12 protein-coding genes are annotated in these 16,866 nt (G+C 35.1%); 1 reads left to right on the top strand and 11 read right to left on the bottom strand.

Annotated elements, in window-relative coordinates; translation table 11 throughout:
- Positions 1-335: 335 nt before the first annotated feature.
- The 6 genes from FS935_RS18840 to FS935_RS18815 form a co-directional block, all read right to left on the bottom strand.
- Positions 336-965 carry a thymidine kinase gene (locus tag FS935_RS18840; RefSeq protein ID WP_146950197.1) on the bottom strand — a complete coding sequence of 210 codons (630 nt, stop codon included), beginning with the start codon at positions 963-965 and terminating at the stop codon, positions 336-338.
- Between the two features lie 225 nt (positions 966-1,190).
- Positions 1,191-1,403, bottom strand: a complete 213-nt coding sequence (gene rpmE / locus FS935_RS18835; RefSeq protein WP_146950196.1) for a 50S ribosomal protein L31 — start codon at positions 1,401-1,403, stop codon at positions 1,191-1,193.
- A gap of 224 nt (positions 1,404-1,627) precedes the next feature.
- Positions 1,628-2,899, bottom strand: coding sequence for a transcription termination factor Rho (gene rho, locus FS935_RS18830; RefSeq protein ID WP_146950195.1), 1,272 nt, complete (start codon positions 2,897-2,899; stop codon positions 1,628-1,630).
- Positions 2,900-3,482: 583 nt separating this feature from the next.
- Positions 3,483-4,772: a UDP-N-acetylglucosamine 1-carboxyvinyltransferase gene (gene murA / locus FS935_RS18825; protein WP_146950194.1), complete on the bottom strand. Its 1,290-nt coding sequence runs from the start codon at positions 4,770-4,772 to the stop codon at positions 3,483-3,485.
- An 808-nt stretch (positions 4,773-5,580) separates the two neighbouring features.
- On the bottom strand, positions 5,581-6,438 hold the full coding sequence (locus tag FS935_RS18820) for a class II fructose-bisphosphate aldolase (protein ID WP_146950193.1): 858 nt from the start codon (positions 6,436-6,438) through the stop codon (positions 5,581-5,583).
- A 180-nt stretch (positions 6,439-6,618) separates the two neighbouring features.
- Complete coding sequence (locus FS935_RS18815) at positions 6,619-6,993, bottom strand: response regulator (protein WP_146950192.1); 375 nt, start codon at positions 6,991-6,993, stop codon at positions 6,619-6,621.
- A 488-nt stretch (positions 6,994-7,481) separates the two neighbouring features.
- Between FS935_RS18815 and FS935_RS18810 the strand changes: the two genes are divergently transcribed.
- Positions 7,482-8,021 carry a DUF2529 family protein gene (locus FS935_RS18810; protein ID WP_146950191.1) on the top strand — a complete coding sequence of 180 codons (540 nt, stop codon included), beginning with the start codon at positions 7,482-7,484 and terminating at the stop codon, positions 8,019-8,021.
- A gap of 347 nt (positions 8,022-8,368) precedes the next feature.
- Here FS935_RS18810 and FS935_RS18805 read toward each other — a convergent pair whose 3' ends face one another.
- From FS935_RS18805 to FS935_RS18785, 5 genes are all read right to left on the bottom strand, one after another.
- Entirely contained in the window at positions 8,369-10,936 is a 2,568-nt protein-coding gene (locus FS935_RS18805) for a carbohydrate-binding domain-containing protein (RefSeq protein ID WP_240050963.1), read from the bottom strand.
- A gap of 544 nt (positions 10,937-11,480) precedes the next feature.
- Positions 11,481-12,083, bottom strand: a complete 603-nt coding sequence (locus FS935_RS18800; protein WP_146950190.1) for a YesL family protein — start codon at positions 12,081-12,083, stop codon at positions 11,481-11,483.
- A gap of 248 nt (positions 12,084-12,331) precedes the next feature.
- Positions 12,332-14,104: a HAMP domain-containing methyl-accepting chemotaxis protein gene (locus tag FS935_RS18795; protein WP_146950189.1), complete on the bottom strand. Its 1,773-nt coding sequence runs from the start codon at positions 14,102-14,104 to the stop codon at positions 12,332-12,334.
- Between the two features lie 113 nt (positions 14,105-14,217).
- On the bottom strand, positions 14,218-15,567 hold the full coding sequence (locus tag FS935_RS18790; RefSeq protein WP_146950188.1) for a GH1 family beta-glucosidase: 1,350 nt from the start codon (positions 15,565-15,567) through the stop codon (positions 14,218-14,220).
- Between the two features lie 206 nt (positions 15,568-15,773).
- Positions 15,774-16,784, bottom strand: a complete 1,011-nt coding sequence (locus FS935_RS18785; protein WP_146950187.1) for a LacI family DNA-binding transcriptional regulator — start codon at positions 16,782-16,784, stop codon at positions 15,774-15,776.
- Between the last annotated feature and the right edge of the window lie 82 nt (positions 16,785-16,866).

Raw genomic sequence — 16,866 nt, 5'->3', positions numbered from 1 at the left:
GATCACCAAAACTATTTAAGGTTGATTAGCGCGGAAGGTGCGAGACTCCTGCGGGTGCAGCGGGACAGGTGAGATCCCACAGGCGCTATGCGCCGAGGAAGCTCACCGCCCGCCCCGCGGAAAGCGAGCAACCTGTAGCGCAAATCAACCTCACAATACTTGTTTTAATGCATATAGATTTGCCTAAGAGCCTAAATCAAAAACGCTGTTGAACTTACATCAACAGCGGTCTATTATAGAGCTATTATTTGCACCTAATCGAATCTCATCACTACTTATAAGCCTGTCCTCTTTTTCACTAATGAAAGACCCCTCAATAAGTCTACCTATTCATCTTAAATGCTATTTTTCGTTGTAGTACTTTCCTCTTTCTTAAAATCCTTCACAGGTGAACCTGGCACTTCATGATGATGCCTACACCTTGGCTCATACGATTCAGATGCACCAACTAATATAATCGGATCATGATATGACGCCGGCTTTTCATTTATCAACCTTTGCGTACGACTTGCCGGAGATCCACACACCGAACAAACAGCCTGTAGCTTAGTCACTGATTCTGCAATAGCCATCAGACCTGGAACAACACTAAAAGGCTCTCCTCTAAAATCTTGATCTAAACCCGCGGCAATAACACGATATCCTTGATTTGCTAATAAAGTAAGAACATCCACAATATTATCATCAAAAAATTGAACTTCGTCAACAGCTATCACATCTGTTTTATCAGATATATATTCTAAAATCTCTATAGAAGAAGCTACCGGCTTACATATAATGGCTGTTCCATTATGTGAAACAACTTCTTCTTCACTATAGCGATTATCAATGACAGGCTTAAATACCTTAACCTCTTGTTTTGCAAACTTCGCACGTCGAACTCTACGAATGAGTTCCTCTGATTTACCTGAAAACATACTACCACAGATGACTTCAAGCCAACCACTTTGCTTCATTATATACATGAAACGGCTCTCCCTTCGTCGTTTTCATCTTGGAGTCGATTGACATGTACCATTATTAAGAAGGTACACTAATCGTATCTTTTTATTATCTATATAAACATGCTTTACATGATACTAAATGTCTTAAAAATAGCCTACTATAGTATGTAGGATATGCTTAAATTGGTAAAATAGGCGTGAAAAAACAGGCAAGAGCAGTTTCGTCTTGCCTGTTTGAAAGAAGCATTATTGTTGTTGTGACTTAATGCCGTATTTTTTGTTGAATTTATCTACACGTCCACCTGCATCCGCAAATTTCTGACGTCCTGTGTAGAATGGGTGGCACTCAGAACAAACCTCAACTTTGATCTCTTTGTTAGTAGATCCAGTTTCGAATTCGTTACCACATGCACATTTAACCATAACTTTATTAAAGTTTGGGTGAATTGCTGTTTTCATTCTTTTCATCTCCTTCCGCCCTGAATCATCTGAAACAGAGTAATATCTAGTGGATTCATCAAAAGATAAATCACAACTAGAAAAGCACATGAGCAAATTATAACAAGTGCCAAGACCAAATGCAAGCTGAAGTTAAATATTACTAGAAAAGCGGAAGGTGCCTGCTTATCGGCAACAAGCATTAGGCAAGATGGCTAAGAAAGCCCCAGCACCCACTACCAATTCTATCGATTTCTTGCAGTCTTCATCTCAGCATCTAAATTACTAAAGAATTCTTCGTTAGATTTTGTTTGGCGAAGCTTTCTAAAGAACTTCTCAACAAAGTCAGGAGAATCTGTCATTGATTTACGGATAGCCCATAATTTTTCTAAATGATCTTTTGGAATAAGAAGCTCTTCTTTTCTTGTTCCAGAACGACGAATATCGATTGCAGGGAAGATTCGTTTTTCTGCTAGAGAACGATCTAGATGCAACTCCATATTTCCTGTTCCTTTAAATTCTTCATAAATAACATCATCCATACGAGATCCTGTATCAATTAATGCAGTAGCAAGAATTGTTAAGCTTCCGCCTTCTTCGATATTACGAGCTGCTCCAAAGAATCTTTTTGGACGATGGAATGCTGCAGGATCAATACCACCAGATAATGTACGTCCACTTGGAGGAATGACCAAGTTATAAGCACGTGCTAAACGAGTGATACTATCCATTAGGATAATAACATCCTTTTTATGTTCAACAAGACGCATCGCACGCTCAAGCACTAGCTCTGCTACTTTAATATGATTTTCTGGAACTTCATCAAATGTTGAGCTAACAACATCTCCTGCAACAGAGCGCTCAATATCCGTTACTTCCTCAGGTCTTTCATCAATTAATAAGACGATAAGCTCTGCTTCTGGATTATTTGTTGTCACACTATTAGCAATTTCTTTTAATAGCATTGTTTTACCTGCTTTAGGAGGTGCAACAATCAGACCACGTTGTCCAAAGCCCACAGGTGCAATAAGATCCATGATTCTTGTAGATAAATTATTTGATTTTGTTTCTAAGAATATTTGTCTATCTGGATATAGAGGAGTTAATGCTGGGAAGTGAACACGTTCCTTAGCTGTTTCAGGATCTTCACCATTTACAGCTTCTACATGCAGCAATCCGTAGTAACGCTCATTTTCTTTTGGAGGACGAACCTTACCAGAAACTTTGTCACCATTTCTTAAATCAAAGCGTCGAATTTGTGATGCAGAGATATAAATGTCTTCAGAGCTAGGAGAATAGTTGATTGGTCTTAAAAAACCGAAGCCCTCAGACTGAATAATTTCAAGAACACCCTCCATAAATAAAAGATCTTCTTGTTCAGCATTCGCCTTTAAAATAGCGAAAATTAATTCTTTCTTTGTTAACTTGCTATAATATGAAACTTTATACTGACGCGCAAGTTCATATAGTTCCTTCAATTTCAAATGTTCTAATGAAGAAATTGAAACCTGATTCATACAAACACCACTCTTTTTCATTTTCAATTTTAATTTCTATTTATCATTTCAAACTCAATTTTCAGCTATGGAAGTTTGTCTAGTTGCTGCTTAATTGAAGATTTATAACCAATTAGTCATGGCTGTTGCGTAAACTTTGTTGCTTCCTTTTATACTCGAAATAAACAGCACTGTATAACATCTTTTTCTTCTCAAAATGATTTCTTTCATGCGAAGAAAACACTGTTTTTCACAATCATTAGGTCAATTAACAACAATTTTTAAAGAAAAGAGCCTAATCAAATGAAGATAAAAACCAGTACATTTGGATAGAGAAGGAATGAAGGTGAGCTTGAAGTAGATTTTGAAGCTAGTTGTTCAATGCAGCACTCTTTATTTTTACCCTATTTTTCAACTTTAATCAATCATTTTTGGAAAATTCATTGTAAGCTAGAGGCTTTTCTTTGAAGAATTTAGATCAAGACTTGTTATGCTTCCTACGAATGTTTTACATCTAGATTCAATAACGATAACATTTTATATCAACCACCTGGAGTTCATCCAGGTGGTTATATATTTTCTCATTCTAGCTACACGAATCAATTTAAGAATTTTGTAGTTGTTCAATTTCTTTTTCAGTTAATTTTTCACGCCAAATTGTTGCTCCTAGACCTGTTAACTTCTCTTCTAGCTGACTATACCCTCTATCGATATGTTCTAGACCTGTAATTTCGGTAATGCCGTCTGCCATCAATCCCGCACATACTAGAGCAGCACCTGCACGAAGATCACTTGCCTTCACTCTTGCACCTTGTAATCTTGTTGGACCAGAAACAATAGCAGATCTACCTTCAACTTTGATTTCGGCACCCATTCTTCTCAATTCATCGATATGTTTAAAACGAGCAGAATATATCGTGTCAGTTACAACACTAGTACCGGTTGTTTTTGTTAAGAAAGAAGTAAATGGCTGTTGTAAATCCGTTGGAAAACCTGGATAAACGAGTGTTTTGATATCAACTGATTTTAACTCTTTTTGTCCACCAATAATTAAAATTTGGTCATTGCTTGTTTCAATATGAAGACCTGTTTCCCGAAGCTTCGCTATTAGTGATTCTAGATGGAGTGGAATAACATTATCAATCATTACTTCCTTACCCATAGCTGCACCAATTATCATATAAGTTCCAGCTTCAATTCTATCAGGAATAATTGAATGACGACAGCCGCTAAGCTTCTCAACACCATCTATTCTTATTTCATCTGTTCCAGCACCCTTTATCTTTGCACCCATACTTGTTAGTAAAGTTGCTACATCAATGATTTCAGGCTCTTTGGCAGCATTTTCGATGATTGTTCTTCCTGTAGCCTTAACCGCAGCAAGCATAATGTTGATTGTTGCACCTACACTAACAACATCAAGGTAAATTCGAGCTCCTCGAAGTTCTTCTGCACGTAAGTATATTGCACCTTGTTCATTTGTTACTTTTGCACCTAATGCTTCAAATCCTTTAATATGCTGATCAATTGGACGTGGTCCTAAATGACATCCACCAGGAAGACCAATCACAGCTTTTTTAAAGCGACCTAACATCGCTCCCATTAAGTAATAGGAAGCTCTAAGCTTCTTAACTTTTCCGTTTGGAAGAGGCATTGAAATCATATTCGAAGGATCTACAATCATTTCATTGTTGGTAAGCTCTACCTTACCTCCAATCTCCTCTAACAAATCACCAAGTATATTTACATCAGAAATATTCGGCAGGCCTTCAATTGTAACTGGAGATTCTGCTAAGATCGTCGCAGGAATTAATGCTACTGCACTATTTTTTGCACCACTGATCGATACTGAACCTTTCAGTAAATCTCCACCTGCTATTTTTAATTTTTCCATAATAGTCTCCCTTCTAATGAAGTTGACTTTGCGGAAAGAACATGGAGGATGAGCTTTTTCGGTAATTTCACATAATTATGTATTCTTTCGTACACGAAACATGCTTCTATTTCCTTACCATCATGTTTTCCGAATAAAACATCTCTTGTCAACAAAGTTTAATCACTAATAATAGTAGAGATAAATCCTTACCGTCCTGTCAGTGAAGTTATAGATTAACTTCATTTCTCCTATCCACTAGGTTTGTAACACTAGCGATAAAAAACAAGTTGTTTATCTCTTTTATTTCCTTTTATAGCATTGTCAATACATATCTTTATAATTTAAGTTTATAAAAAGGCAATCTAAAAGTTTCTTTTTATTTCCGTTTTAATTAACTTAGAGGAAAATAATAAAATAAGCTTTACCTGATAAAATAAGCTCTACTATTATTAAACCATCTATTAAGCAGGACAACAACGTTTAACTTTAAGTTTTATCATAACAATTTTGGATTTTTTTTGAGTTTATAGGAGATTTACATTATTAGTGGTAAGTATATGAGTATGTCATACTCGCTCTTAACATGAAAGGTTTATTTATAACACCAGCATACGTCTTTTTGTTAAACCTAGTTGTTTTGATGCTGAAAGATCGAAAATAACAAAACGGACAAGCAGCAGCAAGTCCGTTTCCTATTATTCTTTTAAACTAGGTCAGCTAGTATATAACAGGTTTAGAGGAATTTCGACATACTTTGATAGCGCTTTCTTTATATTCTGAATATTACCGCCTTTTCTCGACAAAGGCGGTAATATATTCTATAAAATTAAGCTTGGTTTGAAGAACCAAATTCACGCATTTTTCCGATTACTGTGGCTTTAATCGCGTCACGAGCTGGCCCCATGTATTTACGAGGATCATATTCGTTTGGCTTTTCAGCTAACACTTCACGAACTGCTTTAGCAGATGCAATTTGGTTTTCAGTGTTAACATTAATTTTAGCTGTACCAAAAGATACTGATCTTTGAATATCTTTTGTTGGAATTCCAGTACCACCATGAAGTACTAATGGCATACCAGTAAGGTTAGCGATTTCTTCCATTTCTTTGAATCCTAAGTTTGGCTCACCTTTGTATGGTCCATGAACAGAACCAAGTGCAGGAGCTAAACAGTCGATACCAGTACGTTTAACAAGTTCAGCACATTCTTGAGGATCAGCGTAGATTACGCCTTCTGCAATAATGTCGTCTTCTTGTCCGCCAACTGTTCCTAATTCTGCTTCTACAGAAACACCTTTTGAATGAGCATATTCAACAACTTGTTTCGTTGTTTCAATATTCTCTTCGAATGGGTGGTGTGAAGCATCGATCATAACAGATGTAAAACCAGCATCAATTGCTTCTTTACATTTGTCATAGCTTGATCCATGATCTAAATGGATTGCAACAGGAACTGTTGTTTTATAATCTTCCATTAAACCTTCTACCATCTTAACAACTGTTTTGAATCCACCCATGTAACGAGCAGCACCTTCAGATACACCAAGAATAACTGGTGATTTTTCTTCTTCAGCTGCTTGCAGGATTGCTTGAGTAAACTCAAGATTGTTTAAATTAAATTGTCCTACTGCATATCCCTTGTCTTTTGCTGTGTTCAGCATCTCTGTCATTGAAACTAAAGGCATGTCGAAAAATCCTCCTAAGAAACCTTATTTTTCTAGTACAGAAAAGTATATCATACCTAGCTTGACCAGAATTTATCACTAATATGTAGATTCCGCATGATCACTTTTCATATGTACTAGCATACCAATAATCCCGGAAAACGGCAACATTTCTGCAGATATTTGGGTAATATAATGTTACTAGTTTGCTTTAAGTGGTAAGTATTTCTTTACAGCTCCACGAATCTCATCAATATCAAATGGTTTTGCAAAATGAGTAAGTGCTCCAAGATCCTTGGCTTCTTGAATCATATCTAACTCGCCATATGCAGTCATAATAATGACACGAATATCCTGATCAACAACTCTCATTCTTTTTAGAATTTCAATCCCATCCATACCTGGTATTTTCATATCTAGAAGAACTAAATCTGGAGAATGCTTATCAACGATTTCTAGAGCTTGAAAGCCATTAGCTGCTTGAAATGTCTGATAGCCTTCCTTTTGAAATACTTCATTTAGCAATATACGAATACCGTATTGATCATCAACAATTAATATTTTTTCTTTTAACATGTTATATTACACCTCTTAATTTTTTTAGTTTTCTCTAGGACTGATACCTTTAGTACCTTTGCTCTCATTATTATTAAACGCTAGTTAGCACTTAAAAAGCTTAATATAAAGTTGTGAACAAAAATTGGTCATCTTCCAGCTCCTTTGTCTGCTGAAATCCACACAATTATTATTTGAATATCACGTTTTTACGTAGCCTATGTATAAACCTTGGTGACAATTTTGTTAAAGTATTCAATTCTATCAAAAAAAGTTGAACGACTAAAACGGTTTCTTGTTTATTAATAATTCTTCTTTTTCCGTTTATCTCCTGCATTCTTAGTTAATCTTTTGTCGACAAATTCTGCCTAGTTTGTCGTAATTTATCCTAAAATCCTTCTTTAGAATATCACATTTATGGTCAATTCAATGATTTTAAACATTTTTAGATTTTATGTTTCTTCGTTATAATACGAATAGTATTTGAAAAGAAGGAGAGTTCACTTTCAATGATGAAAATTTTCACAACACAAATTACGGGACATTTTAATCGGATTCTTGAACAAGAGGAAATGAACATAGAAGACAGTGCAAGACTCTTAGCACAAGCTTTAGTGGGGGACGGCAAAGTTTATTTGTATGGACACAAAGAGCTACATGGGGTTGTGTTAGAGGCTTTAACGGGTTCGGAAAGCTTAGTAGGAGCAGAATCATTATTGGATTCAGAGGGAGCTATAAAAAAGGTCACATCTGCAGACAGAGTGATTCTATTCACATACCGTTCAACTGATGAAGAAGCGATTACAATTGCAAAAGAACTTTCAGATAAAGGTATCCAAACAGTCGGCGTTTCTGCCTTAATAAAAAATACAGTCGATGGATTAAATCAAAACACAGATTTACATATAGATGCTAAGCTTCGTCAACCATTAATTCCTGGTGATGACGGTGAAAGATATGGTTACCCTGCATTAATGACAGCATTATATGTATACTACGCGTTAAGTTTTACAATTAAAGAGATTTTGAATGAATATGAAGAAGATTAATAACCCCTTTCATATTTAGAAAGCCAAATATGATTAGAGAACAATAACTTAGGACCATTTAAAGAGGCTCTTTACTGAAAGATTGTTGCTATGTAACTAAAATATGCAGTAGTAACAGTGTATTTTCGCATATAAGGCTACTACTTTATGAAGAAAAGTTGCAACTAGACTTAATACAATACTCAATTCTCCGGATATTTGTAAGCAATAAAGTTTGTGAAAACAGCCTTTTAAAAAGAGATCACTAGCCGATAATTCCATTTAAAATAATATATAACAAAAAGCACCTAAGATAAGGTGCTTTTTGTTGTTGAATCTCTACTAATCAAATGTGCTATCTTCTTTTATTACTTACTCACACTTATTCTTCTTTTAATAAAAAAGTAAGACATGATTCCAGCAAGAAATAACAAGCTTCCCACTAATAAAGTAGAATATGAGCTTGTAGCAGTATCGGGTAATTCTTTACCTGAACTAACTTTTTCGACTGTTGGTACTTCTCCTTCTTTATCTTTATCTTTATCTGAAGATGGTGCTTTTTCTTCTTCTTCACCTGTGTTAGGAGCTGGTGCCTCTCCTTCTCCCTCACCCGTTCCTGGTGCTGGTGTTTCTCCTTCTCCCTCACCTGGGTTTGGTGCTGGTGTTTCTCCTTCTTCTCCACCTGTGCCTGGATCCGCTTTTTCAAATCTCACATTATCAACATACATTGTTCCACCAAAGTCACTTTCGACATCTGCGAATATAAGCAGCATATTGCGAAGCAAGGTGTCGTCTTGTAAGTTTTCAATTGTACTTACATCTATTTTTGCTTCAAAGTGATATAAGCCATCAGATGTTTTCTTTGCAGAGTCAAGTTCTTCTAAATTGATTTCATATGTTCCTGGTGCTTGTGCCCAATAGCCAAGAGCTTCTGGTTGGAATACTAAGTTAACCGCTATCGCTCCTGTTGATGCACGAGTTGGATCCATATAAAGATCAAATGCAACATAATCATTATCACCACGTGCTAATGTATCCATCCAAAAATCTAAACGAGGCGCAGATGCCCAATTATCAGATGGTTTAACCTCTGGATAAGCAAAATCCCATGAAAGAGCTTTTGAGCCATTTGCTTCTTGAATGGTTAAAGCTGTTTTCACACCAGAATCTCCACTCCATTTCCAACCTTGACGTGTATCATCTTCAAAGGTAGACGGAATTGTTGCTACACCTTCTGGGTCATTTATTACCTCTACTTCAGTCATTGTTCCTGAAACTGTAATGTTATCTAAAGAAATACTATCCGCATTTTCAGCACCTACAAAAAGAACAAGATTGTTCATTGTACTATCATCAGGACTTTCCCCAATAGTAGCAAGTGAAGGAGCATCTTCTTTTGTTATTGTTAAAACTGCTTTATATTGATCTCCATGAGCCACAAATTCCTCACTATTCACTTGAATTGCACGTGCAGGATTTACCCATGGTGCTGATGGTCCTTGTGCTATAGCAGCAATAGATACAGTTGTTGGTTGATCAACAATGACATCCATAGTTAGCATTTCTGCTCCTAGTATATCTACAGATTGACCCCAAGCATCTGCTGAAAGTCGAGCATTTGCCCAAAAATTACCCTCTGAAAGATCATTCTCACTATTACTTAAACCTGAAACTTTAAGCGCATCATCTTGATTAGTAGTAGTAATATCCTTTACAGGGCTATCACCATTAACACCAAATCCTTGTGATGTTCCATCATTAAAATTCCATAAAACCTCTGTAAACTTCGTACGATCGATTGGCTCATATGAAACACCTTTAATACGAGCTCGTACATACTCACCAGAAATACTCAATTCTTTTGGCGACCACATATGGTCAGCACCTGGATCAAGATCTGTTGCCTCTGACTTACCTAGTTGAAATGGTGTGAATGCTGCAGACGTTTCATTTTTATTTGTTAAAGACCAATTTGCCCAACTAATATTGTTTTCATTTAAGAAATTAATCCACACATCAGCTTCATCCAAATAAGGACCATTGTTACCATTAGCCTCACTTGTTCCCCATTCTGTTGCAAAAACACCTACTCCATTTTCAAGCGCATATCTAGCATTACTCATCACATTTTCACGATCACTGCTATCAGCTGCTGCTGGATGTGAGCCAGAGTAGAAATGAACAGTATACATTGTGTTTTCGTCATTAATAGGATTATCTGCCGCTAAATCAGGACGTTGACTCCAGTTTGGACTTCCAACAATAACAATGTTTTCTGCTCCATTTTCACGGATCTTTTCGATGATAGGCTCAGCATACGACTTTACCGCATTCCAACCTGCTTCATCATTTGTTACTCCATCACCACCATTGCTATTACTACTTGGTTCATTAGCTACTTCATAAATAATATTTGGAACATCTTTATATTTAGTAGAAATTTCATCAAAGAAATCCAAAGCTCCGCTATAAACTTCTTCATTAGGATCTCCAGGAGCATGAACATGCCAGTCGACGATTACATACATATCATGCTTAATTGCAAGTTCAATTCCTTCTATTAACTTTTGCTTAACCTCTGGATTTGTTGCATATCCATTTTCTCCAACATACATTGCAAGACGAATTAAATTTGAACCCCAATCGTTTGATAGTGTTGTAAATGCATTATCATTAATAATCTCTGGGAACCATTGCAACCCATGAGTACTCATTCCACGTAATTGAATTGGGGCACCACTACTATCAGTAAGTGTTTTTTGTCCATTTACTTCATTTAGCTTTAAAGCTCCAGCTTGAGATGGTTTTTTACCTGGATTACCTAGTAAACTACCATAATCAGATTCCTCAGCAGCTGCCAAAGATGGAAGCATGGAAGCTATTAATCCGAAAATCATCATATAGACTGTGAATTTTTTCAACATCTTTTTTATCAAAATAAATCCCCCTTGTTTTTGTTTGGAAACCGATTTCTCAAAAGATTATAATTAACGAAAACGGTTTCATTGATAGATATAAAAAAACTCCGTTCCCCTTCTCCCCCTTATGTAATTTTAAGCAATTACTCTCTTTTTATAGTATTTGAAAGCTATTATTAGATTGTAAACGCTAACATTTTTAATTATACTAGTTTTTCAAATAAAATAAAAGGAATATTCTTTAATAAACTGAAATTTTCTGATAAATACTTTTTCTAATAGGAAACCCCTTTCCCAAAATGAAAAAGGGGTTGGGATATCATTAAATAATTCATCTATTAAGACAATTAAATCTTAATGGTAGCAGTTGAGTGCCTGCCGCTCCATTCCACTAAATAATAGGAACAATCAAAAAATTTATTGAAGACAACAAAAAAACCCTAACTATCAGGTGAAAGATTAATTGACATATCACCTGTTAATTAGGGTTATCATTTGCTTAAATACTTATGTTGTCTCTTTTTTGAAGAATTTTGAAAGCTACTATCCATGAAAAAAACATTTATTTTTGACTGCTATCTTTTTCCCATGTAGCTCGGTTCATATTACTCATTGTCGTATAAATGAAAAATGCTGTAATACTACCGATTATCCATAACAAATAAGGCACAATATAACAAATAATCACCATACTTACTAAAATCATAACCGTTAATACTGTTGTTCCTAATTTTCCTATTGTATATAAAAAGGCATTCTTGATAATTGCCTTTTTAGGAAGATCAAAATTCACAGCAATTCCAAAGATAAATAGCGACATACCTAAATATATAAAAGTACCCAAAAAGAGAAGTCCAAAAAGTAGATTTCTCGCTTCAAATTGGATGGTAATGATAAAGAAGTAATCAATGATAAGCAATATACCAAAAATTAGCCATACAACACCTAGCAAGAAGTATTTCCTTGCATTTTCTTTAAACTCTGAAAAAAATAATTTTGCTAAATCATAATCAATTTCATTCTGCTTCCACCTTCTCACGATGCTAAACATCGTCATTGTAGAAGGAAAGATTGTGATGATCGGTAAACAAAAAATGATCCATAGCATATTTAGAAAAAAGAATGCTGTTAAAATCTCTAATATTCTTTGAATTTTATCTCGCATAATATCCTTCTTCTTTCTCTTTAATAATGGCTGTTTTCGTATACTTTGTTGCTTTTTGTAATATGAAGAAAACAGCACTGTATAAAGTCTAGTGGCATCTTTTCTTCTTGTACTCGTAACTTTTATATGAAAACAACATTGTTTCTAATAGGAAATTACGTTAATTAACAACAATCTTTCAGAAAAGAGCCTTAATAATTGATATATTCTCTTAGGCTGGTCTTGAATCTTTGAGAATTCAGTCTTTTTTATTTAACCTTGAATTTCTTTACTAGCTCCTGTAATTCAGAGGCTTTGGTGCTTAACTCTTCAGATGAAGTGGTGATACCATTCATTGTAGCATTTTGTTGTACAACAGATACTATGGCAGAATCAGAATTCCCAGCAGATTGCACAGAAATATTGGCAATTCCCTCAATTAATGTGACCATACTTTGAGTACTAGCATTTACTTCTTCAACAATAGCAGATACCTCTTGTGATTGCGATGATACCTCAGTAATCATGTGCACAATTTCTTCAAAAGAGTCACCCGTTTTTCGAACCATTATCATCCCATTATCTACTGCATTCATTCCATCGGTCATTGATTCTACTGCCTTCTCTACCTCTATCTGCATGTCTTGAATAAGGTGTTTGATTTTTTCTGCAGATTGACCCGTTTGCTCAGAAAGCTTTCGTACTTCATCTGCAACAACCGCAAATCCCCTACCATGCTCTCCTGCTCTTGCTGCTTCTATAGCTGCGTTTAATGCTAAAAGATTTGTTTGATCTGCTACACCTGTAATTAGTGACACAATCTGACCAATCTCTTTAGATAATTCACCGACATTATCAATAACAGCTGACGCATGTTTCACTTTGTTTTCCAACTCATTCATTCTACTAATTGTTTGTGAAACAACTTCTTGTCCCATATGTGCATTATTATTTGTGGAAACTGTCAAATCAGAAACAGCTAGAATAGAGGAAGCCGCCTGCTCCATGCCTTTTGAGATTTCCGATACAGCATGATTTGCTTCAGATGCGCGATTCACCTGTGTTTCTGCACCACTAGCTACTTCTTTAATAACAAACTCAATTTGCTCTGTTGCTTTTTTTGTCTGATCAGCACTTAATGATAGTTGCTGAGAAGTTGAAGCTACTTGTTCGGAATTTTCCATAACCTGTAGTATTAACATTCTTAAACTGTTTGTCATTTTGTTAAAATCATTAGCTAATGTTCCAATTTCATCCTTATTCTTTACAATAATCGGCTCAATTGTTAAATTTCCTTGTGCTACCTGATTAACACTCGCCGACACTTCAGAAATTGGTTTCGAAATGCTTCTTGCTAATAGTATACCCATGATAATGGCAGCAGTTAATACAAAAGCAATAAGAACAATTGTTATTGTCATAGAGTTTACAAATATTTCTTTGCCTTGCTCAGCTGCTTTACTTGCATTATTTTGATTCATTTCAACAAGCTTACTTATATGACTTTCAACTACTTCTATTTGTTGACGAGAAGCTTTTATCATTGTGCTAGCTGAATCATCATCATTTGCTCTAGATAAGGTAAGTACTTCATCATGTACTTCAAGATAGTTACTCCATTCAGCTTTAAAATCATTATATACTTGTTTTTCTTCAGTTGAAGTTAAAACCTTTTCATATTCTACAAATAACTCATCTAACCGAGTGAAAATTTCTTCAAATCTACCATCAAAGTTATTCATCTCACCGATTGTTTCTGCTGATGCATAAAATAATTGAAACGCCACAACTTGTTCTACAAGATAGCGCATTTCTCCTAATCTCTCAACTGTAGGAAGCCATGTTTCCTCAACTTCAGTTGATTTCTTATTAATTGAATTCATCCCACTCAAAGCAGAAAAGCTAAATCCTGCAATTAAAATAAAAATAATAGCAAATGCAATAAATATTTTTCTTCCAACTGTGAATCTATGTGTATCTTCCTTATACCTTTTTCCTCGATTATTGAAAAATTGCTTGATTTCACCCCAGTATTTCCTCACTATAATCTCCCCAATTCTCGCTGCAAATATATAATAATAACCATAATCTACCTGTTAAAAATGATAAGAAAAAAACCCCAACCAGAAACCGATTTCCAATTGGGGTCTATAAATTAATAAAACATATCAAACCAACCATTTTTGATTGTTTGCTTGTACCAGTAGTAGCTATCTTTCTTTGTTCGTTCTAATGTATTGAAGTCAACATGAATAATACCAAAACGTTTGTCATATCCTTCAGCCCATTCAAAGTTATCAAGTAATGACCATGTTAGATAACCTTTGATGTTTACACCAGAATCTATTGCTCTACTTAATGATGTTAAATGCTGTTTTAAGTAATCAATTCTTCTTTGATCCTTAACACGCCCATTTTCTACACCATCATTATAGCAAGCTCCGTTTTCAGTAATATATATTGGAATTTGTCCATATTGATCTTTTAATTTTGATAACGCCTTATAAAAACCTTCAGGGTAGATATTCCAATCAAAATCAGTTTTTTCATAACCAATATCTACTTTTTCATTATCAAATAATTCATGGTTTTCTTTATATCTTACAACACTACCTGTGTAGTAATTAATCCCAACAAAGTCAATTGGCTGATGAATAAATGCCATATCTCCATCTTGAATTGAAAGTGTTACTCCCTTTTTCTCGAACCAATCTAGCATAAATTGTGGGTAGCTTCCTTTGAAAACTGGATCAAAGAACCACTCAATAAACCAGCCCATTCCTCTATTACATGCATCAATATCTTCTTGTTTATTGCTATATGGTTCGTTCCATTCAAGGTTTGGAGCATAACCAATTTCACCTGTAAGACCTGATTCTCTGAATTTCGTTACAGCCTTACCATGAGCAAGTAGAAGATGATGTGAAATTGTTGTTGCCAATTGAAGATTTTGATACCCTGGTGCATGGATCCCTATAAAGTTAGAAAGAAATGAAACACACCACGGTTCATTGATCGTTATCCATTTTTTAATCTTTCCATCAAATTCTTTAAACATTAAATCAGAATACTCTGCAAAGGCATCAACTGTTTCACGATTTTCCCAGCCACCTTTATCCTGTAAAGCTTGTGGTAGATCCCAGTGATAAAGAGTACACATTGGCTCAATTCCATTTGCTAAAAGGGCATCAACGAAATCGTGATAATATTGAAGACCACTTTGATTTACTTCACCCGTTCCTGTTGGGAAAATACGTGGCCAAGAAACTGAGAATCGATAAATATCAATACCTAATTCTTTCATAAGCTCGATATCTTCTTCATAGCGATGATAGCTATCACAAGCTATATCACCATTATCTCCATTTAAAACTTTACCCGGCGTTTTTGAAAATGTATCCCATATTGAAAGACCTCTTCCATCTTTCGTTGCAGCTCCTTCGATTTGGTATGCTGCTGTAGCAGCTCCCCATCGTATATCTTTTGGAAATTCTATGATAGCCATTTTTTTGCCTCCACTAAATTTTTTCTATCTTTTTATTAGACTATTTTCGTAAACTTTGTTGCTTATAATAACTCCAAGTAAACAACACTGTATAAAGCATGGTGGCATCTTTTCTTCAGAAATTAGTACCCTTTTTGCTAAAACAAAAATGTTTCTACTACATAATTAGGCCAAATAGCAACAATCATTCAGAAAAGAGCCTTTTATTAACGTCCACATGATTCTCGTACTATTAATTTCGAATCAATAAAGATAGGCTTTAATTCTGATTTTCCGTTAATTAAATCGTTTAACATATAAGCAGCAAGCTTTCCGAGTCGATCCTTATCCTGTCTGACAGTCGTTAATTTAGGACTGCTATAACGGCAAGCATCAATATCATCACAGCCAATAATGCATATATCCTCTGGCACTCTTAAGCCTTGTTCCTTAATTGCTCTGATTGCGCCAAACGCCATCATATCAGAAGCAGCAAATATTGCACGAGGAAGCGTTTTGTTTTCAAATATTTTTTTCATTGCAACATAACCGCTTTCCTCATGAAAATCTCCATAATACATCCACTCTTTTTTCACGTCTAGACCAAGCTGGTTCATCGCATCTATAAATCCTTTTTCTCTAAACATGGCAATAGCAGAATCACGTTTTCCACCTATAAAACCAACATCTCTAATACCATGTAAATAAAAATGCTGAATCACCTGTCTTGACAAGTTAACATTATCACTCATAACAAAGCTTGCACTTGGTCCAGATAATTCTAAATCTATTCCCATACATGGGATGCCAGCTTCTACTAATTCATAAATGGCATCCTCAATTTCTTCTCCAGCAATGATGACACATCCATCAACATGAAAATGTCTACATCTTGCTAAGTAACTACCATTATCTTTATAAAATTGTTCATTCGAAAACATAATAATATCGTAACCTAACAGTCCAATCGCCTTTTTAAACGAAGTAACAACTTCATTGAAATATGGATGAGTAAAGTCAACATTTACCTTCCCAGCGTATATTAACCCTATTAAATTAGACTTTTTAGTGGCAAGTGCCTTTGCAGAAAAAGTAGGTTGATATCCTGTTTCAGTTATAATATCCATAACTTTCTTCTTCGTTTTCTCACTAATGCCACTATAATTATTTATAATTTTAGATACAGTTCCTGGAGATACTCCAGCCATTTTCGCGATATCTTTTATTGTTAAATTCATAGTGGTCCCCGTTTGCCTTTCGCCTTCATAATAAGTTAATACTGTTAGATTACTATTATTTTCACGAAAATTCAATTTTATA

It is taken from the genome of Metabacillus litoralis (assembly GCF_007994985.1).
In the GTDB taxonomy this organism is placed as follows: Bacteria; Bacillota; Bacilli; order Bacillales; family Bacillaceae; genus Metabacillus; species Metabacillus litoralis.
The sequence above is the reverse complement of the archived record's forward strand: the minus strand, read 5'-3'. Positions and strand labels throughout refer to the sequence as shown.

Coding starts and splice junctions, on each gene's coding strand:
- murA (WP_146950194.1), bottom strand. CDS start 4,772: ATGGAAAAATTAAAAATAGCAGGTGGAGATTTACTGAAAGGTTCAGTA.
- FS935_RS18800 (WP_146950190.1), bottom strand. CDS start 12,083: ATGCGAGATAAAATTCAAAGAATATTAGAGATTTTAACAGCATTCTTT.
- FS935_RS18840 (WP_146950197.1), bottom strand. CDS start 965: ATGTATATAATGAAGCAAAGTGGTTGGCTTGAAGTCATCTGTGGTAGT.
- FS935_RS18815 (WP_146950192.1), bottom strand. CDS start 6,993: ATGTTAAAAGAAAAAATATTAATTGTTGATGATCAATACGGTATTCGT.
- FS935_RS18820 (WP_146950193.1), bottom strand. CDS start 6,438: ATGCCTTTAGTTTCAATGACAGAGATGCTGAACACAGCAAAAGACAAG.
- rpmE (WP_146950196.1), bottom strand. CDS start 1,403: ATGAAAACAGCAATTCACCCAAACTTTAATAAAGTTATGGTTAAATGT.
- FS935_RS18785 (WP_146950187.1), bottom strand. CDS start 16,784: ATGAATTTAACAATAAAAGATATCGCGAAAATGGCTGGAGTATCTCCA.
- FS935_RS18810 (WP_146950191.1), top strand. CDS start 7,482: ATGATGAAAATTTTCACAACACAAATTACGGGACATTTTAATCGGATT.
- FS935_RS18790 (WP_146950188.1), bottom strand. CDS start 15,567: ATGGCTATCATAGAATTTCCAAAAGATATACGATGGGGAGCTGCTACA.
- rho (WP_146950195.1), bottom strand. CDS start 2,899: ATGAATCAGGTTTCAATTTCTTCATTAGAACATTTGAAATTGAAGGAA.